This is a genomic window from Streptomyces sp. NPDC027663 (assembly GCF_055566415.1).
The window spans coordinates 17,203-32,052 of the sequence record NZ_JBVHSK010000007.1; the positions used below are offsets into that span (position 1 = coordinate 17,203).

At 67.6% G+C, this 14,850-nt stretch carries 13 protein-coding genes and 1 pseudogene; 7 read left to right on the plus strand and 7 right to left on the minus strand.

Going from position 1 to position 14,850, the window contains the following annotated elements; genetic code table 11:
* Positions 1-64: 64 nt before the first annotated feature.
* Together ACZ4SF_RS20070 and ACZ4SF_RS20075 are read left to right on the plus strand one after the other, a co-directional pair.
* Complete coding sequence (locus ACZ4SF_RS20070) at positions 65-226, plus strand: hypothetical protein (RefSeq protein ID WP_468386050.1); 162 nt, start codon at positions 65-67, stop codon at positions 224-226.
* Between the two features lie 130 nt (positions 227-356).
* The gene (locus ACZ4SF_RS20075; protein ID WP_468386053.1) at positions 357-923 is read left to right on the plus strand and encodes a hypothetical protein; all 567 of its coding nucleotides are present in this window, start codon (positions 357-359) and stop codon (positions 921-923) included.
* A 114-nt stretch (positions 924-1,037) separates the two neighbouring features.
* Here the strand turns inward: ACZ4SF_RS20075 and ACZ4SF_RS20080 are convergent, their stop codons facing one another.
* From ACZ4SF_RS20080 to ACZ4SF_RS20100, 5 genes are all read right to left on the minus strand, one after another.
* Positions 1,038-1,340, minus strand: coding sequence for a WXG100 family type VII secretion target (locus ACZ4SF_RS20080; protein ID WP_468386055.1), 303 nt, complete (start codon positions 1,338-1,340; stop codon positions 1,038-1,040).
* Positions 1,341-1,378: 38 nt separating this feature from the next.
* A complete protein-coding gene (locus tag ACZ4SF_RS20085) occupies positions 1,379-1,720 on the minus strand; it encodes a WXG100 family type VII secretion target (RefSeq protein WP_468386058.1) in 342 nt (113 codons plus the stop codon).
* A gap of 120 nt (positions 1,721-1,840) precedes the next feature.
* A complete protein-coding gene (locus ACZ4SF_RS20090; protein ID WP_468386791.1) occupies positions 1,841-3,109 on the minus strand; it encodes a S8 family serine peptidase in 1,269 nt (422 codons plus the stop codon).
* A gap of 51 nt (positions 3,110-3,160) precedes the next feature.
* Positions 3,161-4,993 (minus strand): hypothetical protein, encoded by a 1,833-nt coding sequence (locus ACZ4SF_RS20095; protein WP_468386061.1) that lies wholly within the window; start codon positions 4,991-4,993, stop codon positions 3,161-3,163.
* On the minus strand, positions 4,986-5,450 hold the full coding sequence (locus tag ACZ4SF_RS20100; protein WP_468386064.1) for a hypothetical protein: 465 nt from the start codon (positions 5,448-5,450) through the stop codon (positions 4,986-4,988). The genes ACZ4SF_RS20095 and ACZ4SF_RS20100 overlap by 8 nt, the downstream gene beginning before the upstream one ends.
* Before the next feature lie 514 nt (positions 5,451-5,964).
* Here ACZ4SF_RS20100 and ACZ4SF_RS20105 point away from each other — a divergent pair.
* From ACZ4SF_RS20105 to ACZ4SF_RS20115, 3 genes and pseudogenes are all read left to right on the plus strand, one after another.
* Positions 5,965-6,481: pseudogene (locus ACZ4SF_RS20105) on the plus strand (hypothetical protein).
* Between the two features lie 67 nt (positions 6,482-6,548).
* The gene (locus ACZ4SF_RS20110) at positions 6,549-8,846 is read left to right on the plus strand and encodes a hypothetical protein (RefSeq protein ID WP_468386067.1); all 2,298 of its coding nucleotides are present in this window, start codon (positions 6,549-6,551) and stop codon (positions 8,844-8,846) included.
* 65 nt (positions 8,847-8,911) lie between these two features.
* Positions 8,912-9,406: a hypothetical protein gene (locus tag ACZ4SF_RS20115; RefSeq protein WP_468386070.1), complete on the plus strand. Its 495-nt coding sequence runs from the start codon at positions 8,912-8,914 to the stop codon at positions 9,404-9,406.
* Between the two features lie 207 nt (positions 9,407-9,613).
* Here ACZ4SF_RS20115 and mycP read toward each other — a convergent pair whose 3' ends face one another.
* Both mycP and eccB read right to left on the minus strand, forming a co-directional pair.
* Complete coding sequence (gene mycP / locus ACZ4SF_RS20120; RefSeq protein ID WP_468386073.1) at positions 9,614-10,855, minus strand: type VII secretion-associated serine protease mycosin; 1,242 nt, start codon at positions 10,853-10,855, stop codon at positions 9,614-9,616.
* A gap of 11 nt (positions 10,856-10,866) precedes the next feature.
* Positions 10,867-12,393 carry a type VII secretion protein EccB gene (gene eccB, locus ACZ4SF_RS20125; protein WP_468386076.1) on the minus strand — a complete coding sequence of 509 codons (1,527 nt, stop codon included), beginning with the start codon at positions 12,391-12,393 and terminating at the stop codon, positions 10,867-10,869.
* A 197-nt stretch (positions 12,394-12,590) separates the two neighbouring features.
* Here eccB and eccE point away from each other — a divergent pair, with 197 nt between their 5' ends.
* Both eccE and ACZ4SF_RS20135 read left to right on the plus strand, forming a co-directional pair.
* Complete coding sequence (eccE, locus tag ACZ4SF_RS20130; protein WP_468386079.1) at positions 12,591-13,928, plus strand: type VII secretion protein EccE; 1,338 nt, start codon at positions 12,591-12,593, stop codon at positions 13,926-13,928.
* A complete protein-coding gene (locus ACZ4SF_RS20135) occupies positions 13,925-14,713 on the plus strand; it encodes a hypothetical protein (RefSeq protein ID WP_468386082.1) in 789 nt (262 codons plus the stop codon). Before eccE ends, ACZ4SF_RS20135 begins: the two co-directional genes overlap by 4 nt.
* Positions 14,714-14,850 lie beyond the last annotated feature (137 nt).

Here is a 14,850-nt window from a genome sequence, read left to right on the forward strand (position 1 = left end):
GGCACTGCTCACTTGACGAGAATCCCGTCTCTGCAAGGGACGGGAGGACGGGGAGGAACCGCGCATGGCGTGGGACGGGTGGGAACAGCTGAAGGCAGAGGCGGCGCAGGGCCGGCCGGCACACATGCGCCTCGATCAAGTGACTCCCGACACCGGAAACAGCGGAAGTTCGCGCGGTGACCTCTCCGTCCACCAGAAGGACGGCCGGCCTCCGTACAAGGACTGAGCGGGGACGTCAAGTGCAGCGGATCACAGAGCGTGGTACACGCAGAACGGCTTTCTCACTCACGGCAGCAGTTCTTCTTGTCGGGGGTTGCAGCGACAACTCCCGACATGAGCCGGTGAAAACCCCTGGGGTGGCCGCGAGCAAGGTCTGCGACCGAGCGTTCGATGACGCCTCGGCCGGCCAGGCATTGCAACGCCTGGCCGGCACTGACCGGTTCGACGAATCCGCAGGCGCCGGTGAGGCAGACGAGCCGCGTACGTTTTCCATGCGAAACGCGGTCGAGTATTTGCACGACGAATACCGCAAGCGCAGCGCATGCTGGGTGTACAAGACCGGTGACGGCAGCGGGCAGCCCCTTCTTGAGGTCCGGTTTTCGGCATCCCAAAGTCACCCTTCGGCATCCGGTAAGGAAGCCGGAGGCGACAGGGTCAGGTATTCTTTGGGACTCTACGCGCAGGTGAGTGACGCCGGGGCCGACCTGTTTTTCCAGTGTCCCACCAGAGCAGCGTCCAAGGACGCGTACATCGGCGACACGAAGTACGTGAAAGCGGAACTGTTTTCCGCTGCCTCCCGATTGCACGGCAACAGTGTCGACAAAGACCGCATGGTGATCCTCAACGCCGTCTCCCGGAAAGTCGCCCAGGAGGCGGGCTGCGCTGCGGAAGCCAACCTGCCGGCCACGGTGCCCGAACACTGAGTTCCTTCAGCGTGCCGCCTACGCCCCGCTGTCGCCGTCCGGGCACGACAGAGGGTGGGCACCTCCCGTGCGTGCCCACCCCGCTGCCGTGACGTGTCGGTCGGTACGGCCGACTTACATGAAGTAGCTGGCGGCCTTCCGGTCGCCGCCCTGGTAGTCGCCGCCGGCCGCGTGCACGACCTTGCCGATCTGGACCAGAGCCTCGTGGATGCCCTTGGCCTCGCGGTCCCAGGCGGCCTGCTGCTCGGTGTACGCGTTGTGGGCCTCGCCCTCCCACATGCTGGCGACGCCCGCGACCTTCTGCTTGATGGCCTCGAGGCCCTCTTCGAGCCTCCGCGCGTGGTCGGCCAGCTGGGTGGCGGTCTCGTCGAGGCTGCCGTAAGTGACTTCGAGCTCGCCGCTGTTGTTGGCGCTCATGATTGCTCCGTTGCTGAGATGTGTTGGCCGGGTGGGGATCAGTAGCTGGACAGCGCCGAGTGCGAGCCGCCGAGATCGACGTCGATGCTCTGGACCTGGGCGCGGACCTCGTCTTCCGTGCCGTCCTTGATCTTCCGGGTGCTGCTCATGGCCTCGATGAACTTGGCGAGGATGTTGCCGATCTTGACCATGCGCTCGTTGATCTCGGTCTGCTTGGTGTTGAACGCGCCGGCGCCGATGCCCTTCCAGTGGCCTTCGAGGCTGTCGATAAGAGCCTGCAGCTGCGTGAGCTGGCCCTTGATGCCCTCGAAACGGTGCAGAAGCTCCTTTTCGAGGACGATGATGTCCTTGTCGCTTACCTTCTGACGCCCTGTCGCCATTTCCATGCCTTTCGTTACGAAGTGACCTTGCCGGTGTGCTGGGCCGTGAGTCGGACATCAGCACGGACGGCAAGCGGGCTTCTGCTCACTCGGTGAATGAGCAGGTATGCGGGAGACGGCTCAGGCGTTACGGCGTGCGCGCAGCACGACGAAACCGACGCCCCCGATGACTAGTACGGCGGCTGCGGCGCCGATGATCACCCAGGTTTGGGTGCCGCTACCGGAGCCGGCGTCCTTCGCGGTGGCGGAGGTGGGGCCATTGGCTGAGCCGGCCTCCTTGCCGGGCTTCTTCGACGCCCCGGGAGAGGGGGTGGCCGAAGAGCTTCCGGCGGCGGTGATGTCCTCGTCCGGGTCCGTTCCGTTCTCGGCGGCGAGGGGGTCCCTGTTGGCCGCGCCCGGATCGATGTCCTTTTTGATCAGCACCCGGCGCGGGCGGATGATGCCATAGCCGAGATACTTGCTGGGCTTGTTCTTGGCCCAGGTGCGACCGGCGGTGTCGATGAACGAGCGGAGGACCTGGTTGGCCGTCCAGTCGGGGTGAGCGGACCAGACGAGGGCGGCGGAGGCGGAGGCGATGGCGGAGGCGGGGCTGGTTCCCTGTGTGGTGCAGTACTTGGTGAAAGTGTTGTCGCACCAGCCCGGAATGTTGAGCCCCGGAGCCGAAAGATCCACGTCATTTCCGTACGTGGAAAATTTGCCGACCGTACCGGACTTGTCGATAGCGGCAACACCGATAGCGTACGGGTCGCCAGCCGGGTAACTGCGCTTATTGCCCTTGTCGCCCTCATTGCCTACCGCAGCGAACAGCAACTTTCCTTTGGAGGCGGCATACTTGATAGCGTCTTCCTCCTCGGAGCTGTAGTACTCACTCCCGAAGGACATGTTGATGATCTTGGCGTCGCTGTCGGCGGCGGCTCTGATCGCCTCCTCGGACGTGATTTGCTTGGCCTGATCCTTCTCATCTTTCCCATCAGGCTGCGAAACGTTGATGGGGATGATCTTCGCCCCAGGAGCAAGCCCTTTTATGCCGCCGCCAGCGCCAGTTCCGGCAATCAGCTCGGCCATCGACGTACCATGGCCCTCCGTATCCCGGGTCGCGTGGTAGGCCGCAGACTTCGGTACCTCATCGACCAGCACCTGCCCCTTCAGTGAAGAGGTCTCGGGGTTCACTCCGCTGTCAATGACAGCGACCTTCATCCCCTGGCCGGTGCTGTACTTCCAGATCTCCTCGGCACCCATCGCGTCCAGATACCACTGCTTCGACTGAACGTCGTCCGATGCCACAGCCCCGGGGGCCAGTCCTGCCGACGCGATGACCAGCGCGCCCAGTGCCGAGCACACAGCAGACAGCCGTCTCGCGTTGCGTCTCGTCAGGAGGGCAGTCCTCATGCCGCGTCGGCCGGTTCCTGGCTTCATGCCTGTGTACGTCCTCGCTCGTGTTCAGTCGCTGTTCTTTGGCACATCACGCCGCCGCTGCGACGGGTGGCGCTGTTCCTTCTCGGCAGTCCCACCACTGCGGCCGGCCTCGCCACCCGGGCCCTGACGGCTGCCCACCGCACCCCGCCCGAGCCCAGCACCATCCGGAGCGGAGTTCTTCGCTGAGTTGCGGGGCGCGCCGATGACACCCTCGGGATTGCTCGCCGAGCGCAGGACTGCTTGGCCCGCGCCGGGTTCCGTCCTGGCCGTGGGCGCACCGACGACTCCGCGCTGACCGACAGCACCCTTCGTCGTCGGCGTGGAGGAGGCCGGTTCTTCGGCGCCGACGACCATACCGCGCGGGACACGAGGATTGGCCGTCCCTCCCGGCGTACGGCCCGTGACGGACTTGCCGCCAACGACGCCGTTGCGCACCGGACCGGTGGGACCAGTTGCTCCGGTACGCCCGCCAGGCGTGCTGGTGGTCCGCGGGGTTCCGCCGGTGACAGGGCGCCCCACCGGCGAACGACCGGACTGAACGGGACCCCGCGCCCCCGGCTGACCCGCCGGGGTCGCGCGCCCCACGGCACGAGCGGCCTGTCCCATCGGCCCCTGCGGCGCACGGCCACCGGGGACGGAGCGCCCTGCCTGGCCCATGGGACCTTGCGGAACGCGGCCGCCCGAGACGGTACGCCCCGGCTGGCCCGCGGGCCCCTGCGGCACTCGGCCGCTTCCGGTACCCGAAGGACCGGTGCGTCCTTGTGCGGTCACGGGGGGCCGACCGGTCGGCCCATAGCCGGGGGTACGACCGGAGGTCGGCGTGACGGGAGGCACCATCGGCCCTGGGGGCCACGGAGGTGTGTGCCCGTTGCCGCCACTGGTAGTCGGCAGGGTGGGTGCCGGAGAGCTGGGCGGTGCAGCGGGCGTCTGCGGTGGCAGGGTGGTCGTGGTGTTGATCTCCGTGCCGACGTCATGGCCGGAGGGTGCACTGGGCTCGGGGACTTCCTTCAGGGGCGGTACGTGACCACTGGTCCCTGTTTCCCTCGAGGTAGCCGGCTCGACATGGCTTTCCGCCGCGCTTCTGTGGTTTCCCGCCACACTTCCCTGGAGGGTAGGCGTGGACGATCTCGAACCGCTCGGCGTCCCGTTGTCCATGAACCGTGGCGGCTGCGGCACCCCCACATCCGGAATAGGCGTGTACGGCTTCGGATCGGTGTCCATCGCCATACCCAGCCCCATCGCGGACACCGAATAGAACGACGCCAGCCGGTTCGCCTGGTTGATCGCCTCTTGCCGGTTCTTCTCGACCCTCAGCGCCGTCTCGTAGTCCGGGTTGCCGTCGACCTGCTTGGCCTTGGGCAGCTTGGAGGGGAGCAACTGCTCGTGCTCGGGCCGAGGATCCCGCTCGGTCGGCATGGAGTTACGCACGGAGGCCAGCCCCGTCGCGGCGGCGGAGATCTCGGTGGCGGCGACATCGGCGAAGGTCGCGAGATTCTTGGTCCAGTCGACGAGGCCGTCGGTCCAGGAGCGGAACTGTGCCGCGCCGTCGCCCTCCCAGTCGACGCCCTTGAGGTTGCGCTCCAGATCCGTCGCCGCGTCGTGGATGGCCGTACGGGCGTCCCACAGCGCCCTGCTGGCCGTCTCCAGGTGCTCCGGGTTGGACTGGTGGACCAGGTCGATCATCGCGTTGAGTTTGTGGTTCTCGAAGTCGGTCCTGCCTGCGGACAGAGCCGCCCCGATCGGCGTACCCCTGAACCCGTTCCGCAGGTGACTGATCGTGTTGGCCATGCCGACCTGGCGGTTGGCCTGCTCGACGTCGGTCTTGTACTCGGGCTTCTGCTGCCAGTTGTCAGCCAATGGAATCCTCCCCCGCGGACTTGTCGCCGCCGGCGTGCTCGGCCTCGGCAGGCTTCTTCTCGGCGTGCTCGCCCTTCGGCTGCGTCGCCTTGTGATGCTCCTCGGCGAGGTGCGAGCGGATCTCCCAGAACCTACGACGCACCTCGCCCTCCGTACCGTCGTACGTGACGTCGGCCGCATGCGTCGCGAGCATCAATGCCTCGATCTGCAGGCCCAGGTTCTTCGACAGCGAGGTGAGGCGCTCGTGCACCTGCTCGTACTTGCCGTGCAGCTCGGTCGCCTCTTGGAAGGGGATGCTCGAGCCGCTGAACGAACCGAGACCGATCGTGTGCTGTGCAAGATTGGAGGGACTGCCTGGAGCGCCCTCGAAAGCTGTCAGGGCGTCGTCCACCTGCTTCTTGAACTTCGACAGCGCATCGATGCCGCGCCTCATCCCCGAGCCGCCACCGTCGCCCACTGCGACCCCTTCCCCGTTTCCCCGTTTCCCCGTTGATACAGCCGGACGGACCGGGTAGCTCATGGCTGCACCCCAGGATCCATCCCTGACCACTGTAGTCACTGTGTAAATCGCGGCCAACTGAACTCTGCGACAGCTGAGTTGCAATGGCGTCCCGAAGTGACCGGCTTACGGCAGGCGAATGACAACAAGACAGTCAATCGCGACAGAAGGTGCCCGGCATCTGTGCAGAAGTTTCACATGCGTGCCGCATGAAGAGCAGCGAAGGCACTCCGGAGCAGAACTTTGCAATCACAAAACCCCACCCACGGGCAGCCCCCGGGCCTTGCCGCACAGCTCGGAGCCGACTCCCGGAGTGGCCCATGCGGAAGCCCTCAACCCCCGGTCGACGGCCGCCCTTCGCTGAACTTTCACGTCCGATACATCACCTATGGCGGACATGGAGCAAACCGTCGTCAGGGTGGGTTGCTAGCTTGACGTGACGCCGGCATCTCCGCGGGGGAAGGGGCCTTCCATGGCATGGGACGAGTGGGAGCATCTGAAGACGCAGGCTGCCGAGGGACAGTCGGCCCACATGCAGCTGAACCACGTCGACGGGGGCGGCGGCACCTACGGCCCCTACGTGATCCCCAGCAAGACCGGTGACCTCAAGGTGGGCCACAAGGACCTGGAGAAGATCGGCGGTGCCGCCCACCACCTCTACGACCAGCTCTGGAACAAGGCGCGCGTCGCGACCCCCCAGCAGTGACTCCGCGGCCGGTGACCTCACCGAGCAGGGCTTCGCCCTGGGCGCCGGGCTGCAGCACGTCTCCAACCGCTGGGAGGAGCAGCTGAAGTCCCTGATGGACGCCTGCGCCCAGATCTCCAACCACATGCAGACCACCAAGACCGTGCACGCGAACGACGAGCACTACATCCAGCGGCAGATGAGCAGCATCGACGCGCTGGACGCCGGGTTCGACGAACGGGTCGGGGCCCCGGGCGACAAGAACCCCTACGGGGACGACGGCAAGGGCAAGAAGAAGGACTAGCGGCGTCCGGTTGTCGACGACGCAGGCGATCACACCATCGGCACCGCTGCCCCGGGGACGACCACCAATGGACTTCAACGCCCTCTACCACGCCAACTTCAAGCTGCTCGACGACGCCGTCACCGACTGGTCGACGCTCGTGACACACCTCGCGAACCTCAAGAAGGACGCCGAGGACAGCCTGCACCAGGCCGCCGCCAAGGCCGACTGGGCCGGGGTGAACGCGCAGGTCTCCAAGCAGTTCATCGGCAAGACGGCCGGCGAGTTCGGCGATGCCCACACGCAGGCGACCACCATCCGCAACATCCTGCGTGACACCCGGAACGAGCTGAAGTCGTTCCACCAGCAGCTGACGGACGCCGTCTCACGCGGACACGGGAAGAATCTCACCGTCATCGACGCCGGCGAAGGCAAGTTCACGGTCATGGGCAACACGCGCCCCGACTGGAGCTCCGATCCCAGCGGCAAGACGAGCACGACCGACCAGAAGGAAGTCGACGACCTCCGCAACGAGATCCAGGGCATCCTCAGCAAGGCCACCGAGAGCGACAACACGGCCAAGACCGTCCTCATGGCGATCGCCGACCAGTCCACGACGGGCTTCTCCGACGCCGGCTACAAGGACCGGGACACCGCGGCGGCGGCCGTGAAGAAGGCCGATGAGCTGGCGAAGCTGGCGAAGAAGGATCCGGAGCACCTCACGGTCGAGGAGTTCGACCGCCTGAACGCCGGACTGAAGAAGTACCACGACGATCCGCTGTTCGCCGAGCGCTTCACGACCGGCCTCGGGGCGAAGAAGACGCTGGAGTTCTGGGCCGGCGTCGTGGATCCCTCGGTGGCACCGGATCTCACTCGCGAGCGACGAGAGCAGTTCGACGAACTGCAGAAGAGCCTGGGAATGACGCTGGCCACGGCGAGCCAGAGCGACACGGTCTCGATGGCTCAGTGGAAGCGGGACGTCATCGAGTCGGGTGACGAACAGGTCGGGCACCGGGCGACCGTCCGTGGCTTCCAGGTCATGAGCAATCTCATGCGCGTCGGCGACTACGACGACACGTTCATGACCGAGTACGGCAAGCAGTTGATGGCCACGGAGCGGAAGCTCACGCACGACGGTAAGTACGGCGCCTGGCAGCGGATGGCTCACGACCCGTACTTGAACCGGTTGAGCGGGGACACGGGTTGGGACCCGCTCGGCGGATACCTCAAGGGACTCTCCAACAACCCGGCTGCGGCCACCGAGTTCTTCAACGACGACTTCATCCCGAAGGACGGCGACCACAAGCACGCCGTCTCCAACTTCAAGTACTTGTTCGAAGACCGCGATTGGCCACAGGCGATCAAGAACGACGAGAGCCGTGAAGGGAGCCACGACGCGCGCAACAACCTGGCTTCCGCCCTGGAAGCGGCCGCCACGGGTCATCCTGCGGGTGAGCTGCCCACCGATGACACACCGGCACACAACGCGGGCCAGGCCAAGCTGTTCGAAAGCATCGTGTCTTCGGTCTCGGACGACAACGGGCGCCTCACGGACCACAGCTACATGTCGGACAGCATCGGCCAGATCGCCTCGGAGTACCTTCCGGACATCGACCGAGCGACGACCGATGTCGACCCGCATCCGGAGAAGGGCGACGCTGACGGTCAGGCGGCGTGGAACCGCATCCAGAAGCTCTACCCAGCACAAGGTGAGGCTGCCGAACTGGACCACCGCGAGGTATCGCGCTTCCTCTTCGCCGTCGGCCAGGACCCGAAGGGGTACGCGGCCGTCGAAGTAGGCCAGAAGAACTACATGGGTAAGCTGATGGAATACCACCTGAATCCGGATCTCCCTGAAAGCGAACGCCCCAATCACGATCTGGAACTTACGGTGCGGGATATTGCACGACACTCCGGCCAGGTTTCAGGAACCCTTGCCATGGGTCGGAACGAGGCAGTCGCAGGACCAGCAGACGCCAAGGACAAGGATTTCGACCACTCGATTGCCCAGTGGAAGAACCTGGTGTCCGGAACTGTCGGTACCGGCGTCGGCGTAGGCACCTCCTACATCGCGTCTCCGGCAATCGGCGCGGGAGTGGGCGGTGCTGCCGGAACGGCCACCAGCATGATGCTGGAGGAACTCTTCAAGGACGCCGAGGGCAGCGCGAAGGATGACGCCGGCAGCCAGATAGGAAAGGACTGGCAGCTCGGCAACGAAAACAACATGAAGTACACCAGGAAGGCTGCATTCGACGCAGCCAGGGCATACCACATCCCGAACGGTGGTGACGTGTCCACGTGGGCTGAGGACTCCTCCTCCAAGGGCTACACGGAAGGCGGCTATTACATGCAGCGAGTAGGACCCGAACTCGTCACGGACATCTGATGTCTACATCCAGCCGGCCGAAGAAGGCCGGATGCACGTTCACGCGGCGAGCCACGACAGCCGCAGTGGCCATTTCGCTGCTCGGTTTGATCTCGGGATGCTCGGGACCGGCACCGAAGAAGGAGTACGACGTACCCAAGGCACTGTGTGGCGTGCCCATGAACCCTGACGTTCTTTCTCCCTTGCTGCCGGCGGGCAAGAAGGTCAGGGTCCTGGAAACGCGCCCGGTGCCCTCCCGAACGCTCTGCCGGGTGGATGTCGACGGCAAATGGGCGTTGTCGGCGGATCTCCAGTGGTGGGAGGACGACGCGGACGTGACAATGATCGTTTTCGCCAACCCGCGGACTGACGAGTCCCCGCAGTCGACCGGGAACGACTTCTTCTACACCGGCAGTGGGGCAGTCAAGTTGGTCAAAGGTTGCGAGAACCCTGACCACACCGGGCATGTGCTGTACACCTCCCTGCAGATCCGCGACACCGACCTCGGCGACACCGCCGCCATGAAGAAGTTGTCGGCCGCGTTCACCGATGCGGTGGGAGGGTCCGATGAATGCTCGTAGGGCGGCCGTGGCGGTCTCGGCCTCCCTGGCCCTGCTGAGCGGGTGCAGTGGCAGTTCGCCGGTGTTTTCGCGCGGCGCGCGGAAGAAGCGCAGGCGAACAGGACGCCGTCGGCACGGATCGAGGCGTCCGCAAGCTGAGCCGCAGACCGCGTCCGTGCTTCTTGAGCGTCGTGCCGGGCAGGGCGCACAGCGGCACCGTCCCGGACCTCATGGTCGGCTTCCCGACGTCCGGCGCCTCCGGCGCGCGTCCCGCAACGCCACCGCTCCCCCGCCGAGGCCCGCCACCAGTACGGCCACGCCGATCGCGACGTACGTCGAGATGCGGGCCGTGCGTTCCTGGGGGGTCTCACCGAGGGTCAGTTTCGCGGGGGTGGGGGCTTCCGCGTGGGTGAGGCCCGCGTCGGGACGGGGGGACTCGATCGGGTGGTCGTCCTCGGTGAGGGCGCGAACCGGGTCCACGACGCCCCAGCCGACCAGGCGGTCGTGTCCCGCGATGGAGCGTTCGGCGGTCTGCTCGATCTGGGCCGCGATCTCGCGGGGTGTCCAGTTGCGGTGCTTGGCCTTGATCAGCGCTGCGACGCCGGCCACATAGGGGGCGGAGAAGCTGGTGCCGTTGTCCGGGCAGTGGCCGCCCTTCGGGACCGTGGAGATCATGTCGACGCCGGGGGCCGCCACGCCCACGAAGTCGCCCGACTGCGAGAAGGCCGCCCGTTCGTTGTTGCGGTCGGAGGCGGCCACGGCAAGGACGCCCTGGTAGGAAGCCGGGTACGTCTTCTTCACGTTGCCTCCCACGCCGTCGTTGCCCGCGGAGGCGACCACCACGATGCCGGCCGCCAGTGCCTCGTCGACCGACCGGTGCAGGACCTCGTCGGGGGCGATGGCGTTGGCGGTGTCCTGGGAGATGTTGATGACATCGGCCTTCTGCTTGATCGCGTGCCGGATCGCCTGGGCGAGGGTGAGAGCGGTGCCGTTTCCCTCCGCGTCGTTCTGCTTGATCGGAATGATGGTGGCCTCGGGGGCAAGACCCACGAAGCCCGTGCCCTTCATGGGGCGGGCCGCGATGATGCCCGCCACGCGCGTGCCGTGGCCGACCGTGTCGGTCGTGCCCTTGCTGTTGCCGCGGTCGACGGGCTGCCCGGACTTGTCCTTCCGCGGAAGGAAATTGGCGCCCAGGGACGCCTCGACCGCATGGGTGAGCTGCGGGTTGGCCGTGTCGACTCCCGTGTCGATGACGGCGACCCTGACGTTCTTGCCCTTCGACTGGCTCCACAGCTCGTCGAGGTTGACGCGCTGCAGCGACCAGGGCGTGCCTGTGTACTTGTGGTTCGTCTTGGAGAACGTGCACTGGTCGGAGGCCGAGTCCGCCGTGGCCGCCGGTGCCGTCAGCAGGGTGGCGGCCACCGTGAGGGTCGTCGCCAGGGTCGTACGCATCACGAGCATCCGCGTCATCGTCGTACCCCTCAGGAACCCTGCGGCTGGCGGGCCGCCGCGGTCGACAGGCGGGGGCCGGTGGGGAGGAATTTCGACCAGGGCACCGGGACGGGGGCCGGCTTGACATCGGCGTAGCCGAGGCGGGTCTGTGCCAGCTTGGCCTCCTGCTGAAGCTGCTTGAGCTTCTTGGCCGAGACGCCGATGCCCTTGTCGTCGGTGGCGCTGTCGTCGTTGGACTGGAGGGCGTAGCGCAGACCGGTGTCGGTGACCAGGAACACGCCTCCGACCGTGGTCTCGTGGCCCTGGTACTGGCGGTAGAGCTGGCCGGAGCCGGCGGTGACGTAGGCGCTGGAGGAGCCGGTGGGCAGGGACGCCGGGAAGTCGGTGCCGGCCCACGTGGTCAGTGTCGTGTCGCCGTCGGAGTCGACGTGGTTCAGGACGTTGCAGATGGTGTTGCGGCTGCCGTCGGCGCCGGAGGGGTCGTTGACCGCGCTGGGCTTCTCGGTGGGCCACTTGTGCTCGGCGGCGAACGGCTCACCGCGGGTGATGGCTCCCGCGCTGACCTCCTGGGGGTGCCCTGCCTGGCCGAGTTTCACGAGGTCCTTGCTGACCAGGAGAAGCTGCGCGACGAAGTCGGATACGGGGGCGACCCGGCCGGGCAGGACGACGAAGTACTGCTCCTGGCCGTTGACGGGGGCCCTGAGCACCATGCCGACGCGGTTGGCCTGCTCGTCCAGCTGGCCGGGGGCGTCGGCCGCGGCACCCGGGGCGCCGGTGATCGGCGGGAAGCTGACCGGGTCGCCCTCGTGAAGGGTGGCGATCCACTCCTTGTTCACCCGCTGGGGGGTGCGATCGGCGCCGACGAGGGTCTGCAGCAGCAGGCTGTCGGAGGCGTCCACCGGGTATGCGGTGCCGTGTGCGTCGACCACGTACTGCTTCTTGTCCGGGGTGGTGACGTAGAGGAGTTCACCGCCGTGCAGCTTCTCCTTGGTGCCGTGGAGCTTGTCCTGGTCCCGCTGGGCCAGGACGAAGGCGGCCTTCTGGATGGAGGTGCCGTTGCCGCTGGGGCGTTCGCAGACGGCCCACTGCTTGGCCGCGCCGGCCTCCTTGCCGGACGGGAGCCGGTCGGGGGCGTAGGGGATGCCGATGGTGACGCCGTGCGGGATCTTGCCGTTGTCGAGGATCGACTCGTCGACGGTGACGACGTCGACATCGCTCTGGGCGTCGAGGACGAGCTTGGCCGAGGCCATGTTGAGGACCGGGTGGAGCTGGGTCTTGTGCTTCGTCTCCAGCACGACGTACCGGGTGGTGGACTTGCTGGCGATGATCACCTTCTGTCCCGGCTGGTCCCAGCCCTGCGGTGCCGTCGGCTTGAACATGCCCCAGGCACCGAAGGCCGCCAGCACGATCACACCCACGATCGCTCCGGGCACGATGGCGCGCAGCGGCCGGGGCGCCCCCTCGTCGGAGGCATCCGGTGACGACTGCACGAACGAAGCGAGCATACGGCGCTTCGCGAAGGTGTAGGCGTTGAGTTGATCCCGCCGAGATGCCATCTGTGCCCGTTTCTCCCCGTGTCTCACGCGGAGTGCGCCCGGGGACCTTGCTCCCCCGCCCTCCGTTGTCGGACCCGGCCCCTACTATGCCTGGTACGGAGCGAGTCTCGTGGAGCGGGTAGGGTACCTGGGCCCTCAAGGGCCTTGTTCAGTGGCCTGGTTCCAGCGAGTTGTGAGCAAATCGGGGGGATGGAGTGATGGCTTCCGGGACGCGGACGCGGACGCGCGGCCGGTCGACGGCACGAGGTCGCGCGGCCGGGTCCGGGACGCCGCCGCCCGGGGCGTCCGCCCAGCGCGGTGCCGAGCGGCAGCAGATCACGCTCGGTCTCAGGCAGCGGCCGGGCCAGGCCGGCTCGTTCCGTTTGCAACGGCTCGTGCTGGTGGAGCTGGCGGCGGCGGTGCTGCTCGCCGGCTGGACCGTCGGCATGGCGGCCCTGGTGCCGGCCGCGGTGGTCGCACTGGTGCTGCTCCTGCTGGCTTTCGTACGGCGGCGCGGCCGGTCCCTGCCGGAGTGGCTCGCCACGGCCCGGGAGCTGCGCGCGCGGCAGAAGCAGGCCGCGAACACCCCCATACCAACGGGCACGGAGCCGGGGCTGGTTCCGGCGGTGGAGTGCGAGCCGGCCCTGCGCACCTACTCGTACGGCGCGCGGGACCGGCGGCCGGTCGGCATCGTCGGTGACGGGACGTTCGTCACAGCCGTGCTCCAGGTGGAGGCCGACGCGACCGCGCTGCGGGCCGAACGGAACCGGCAGCCACTGCCGCTGCGCCTGGTGCGGGACGCACTCGAAGTGGACGGCATCTTCCTGGAGTCGGCGCAGATCGTGCTGCACACCCAGCCGGCGCCTGCGCTGCATCTGCCCCAGCAGTCCGTGGCCGTCGCCAACTACCTCCCGCTGCAGGAACAGACCGGCGCCCCGGCCGTGCGCATCACCTGGATCGCGCTGAAGCTCGACCCCGAGCTGTGTGCGGAGGCCGTGGCCGCGCGTGGCGGCGGGCTGGTAGGAGCCCAGAGGTGCGTCGTGCGGGCCGCGGACCATCTGGCGAGCCGGCTGACCGGCGCCGGGTTCCGGGCGCGGGTGCTGGACGAGGAGGAACTGGTCGCCGCCCTCGCGACCTCCGCCTGCGCCAACCCGCTGGTCACCGCAGAGGCCGGACGCAGCGAGACGCGCGAACGGCGCACGGAGGAGTCCGGACGCAGCTGGCGCTGTGACAACCGGCGGCACACGACGTACTGGGTCCGGCGCTGGCCCCAACTAGGGGGCGAGCGGGGCGAGTCACTTCCGCAGTTCATCGCGCGCGTCACTGCCGTACCGGCGCTGGCGACCACCTTCAGTCTCACCCTCACGCGCGCGGACCGGCAGGAGGTGTCGCTCTGCGGACACCTGCGGGTGACGGGGCGCAGCGACGACGAACTCGTGGCCGCACGGCGAGCGTTGGAGGGCGCGGCTCGCGAGGCGGGGGCCGGCCTGGCTCGCCTCGACCGAGAGCAACTGCCCGGCATGCTGGCCACTCTGCCTCTCGGAGGTGTGCGTTGACGACGTTTCCGACGACTGCCCCGGCGCCGGGCGCGCCCACGCAGGGGGCTCAGGAGCCGACCCCGCTGCAGCGCGTGGGCGAACGGCTGCGGCACGGACTCGGTCTGATCGGGCCCCGGCACGGCCGGCACGGACTGTCCGTGCAGCAGTTGGACGCGCTCGCCCTGCCCATCGGCGACGACGGGGTCGTGGCCGGCGTCGACGCCGAGGGACAGCCGGCCGTCCTGGGCATCAACCGGCCCACGCCGTACGACGTCGTCCTGATCGGCGGCCTGTGGACCGCACAGGTCCTGGCGCTGCGCTCGGCCGCCACCGGTGCCCGGGTCGCCGTGGAGACCGGGCGGCCGCAGGCCTGGATGCAGATGGTGCATGCCATGGGCGGTGGGCAGAACGGACTGTCGGTGTACGACGTCGGGCGGGTGCCGCCGCAGGGTGCTTCGGCGGGTACGCCCGTTCTGGTGGTGCGGGACTGCGGTATGCGGCCCCCGCGCGGGCGCGTGGTCTCCGGGCCCTGGCAGTCGGTGCTGACGCTGTTGCCGTATCTGAGCCCGGTCGCGCCCCGGTTGCTGCGACAGGCGCGGCTCGCGGGTATCCAGCGGGTGTCGCCGGACGAGGCGGCCGAACTGGGGCGCACGATGGGCCTGTCGCGCACCGAGGTGGAGTCGTTGCCGGCGCTCCCCGACGGCGTCACCCTGTGGTGCAGCGACCGTGACCGGCAGTACGTGCTGACGCAACCCACCGACGCCGAGATCGGATTGTTGGGCACGCCCCGGCGAATGGACTGAACTGCCCTTACCCGTCCCTTTTGTTCAGGGTGTCGTAGCGGCTCGGCGGGGTGCACCGGGTGTCTCCGCGCGTGCCGTGACCCGGTGTGCGTGTGCGGAGAGGTGGGCGGGCCTGCCGAGGCGTGGCTCGTGGTGAT

Bases quoted from the DNA above. Each gene is read 5' to 3' on its own strand.
- ACZ4SF_RS20070 (WP_468386050.1), top strand. From the start codon at position 65: ATGGCGTGGGACGGGTGGGAACAGCTGAAGGCAGAGGCGGCGCAGGGC.
- ACZ4SF_RS20085 (WP_468386058.1), bottom strand. From the start codon at position 1,720: ATGGCGACAGGGCGTCAGAAGGTAAGCGACAAGGACATCATCGTCCTC.
- eccE (WP_468386079.1), top strand. From the start codon at position 12,591: ATGGCTTCCGGGACGCGGACGCGGACGCGCGGCCGGTCGACGGCACGA.
- ACZ4SF_RS20110 (WP_468386067.1), top strand. From the start codon at position 6,549: ATGGACTTCAACGCCCTCTACCACGCCAACTTCAAGCTGCTCGACGAC.
- mycP (WP_468386073.1), bottom strand. From the start codon at position 10,855: ATGACGCGGATGCTCGTGATGCGTACGACCCTGGCGACGACCCTCACG.
- ACZ4SF_RS20090 (WP_468386791.1), bottom strand. From the start codon at position 3,109: ATGAGGACTGCCCTCCTGACGAGACGCAACGCGAGACGGCTGTCTGCT.
- eccB (WP_468386076.1), bottom strand. From the start codon at position 12,393: ATGGCATCTCGGCGGGATCAACTCAACGCCTACACCTTCGCGAAGCGC.
- ACZ4SF_RS20080 (WP_468386055.1), bottom strand. From the start codon at position 1,340: ATGAGCGCCAACAACAGCGGCGAGCTCGAAGTCACTTACGGCAGCCTC.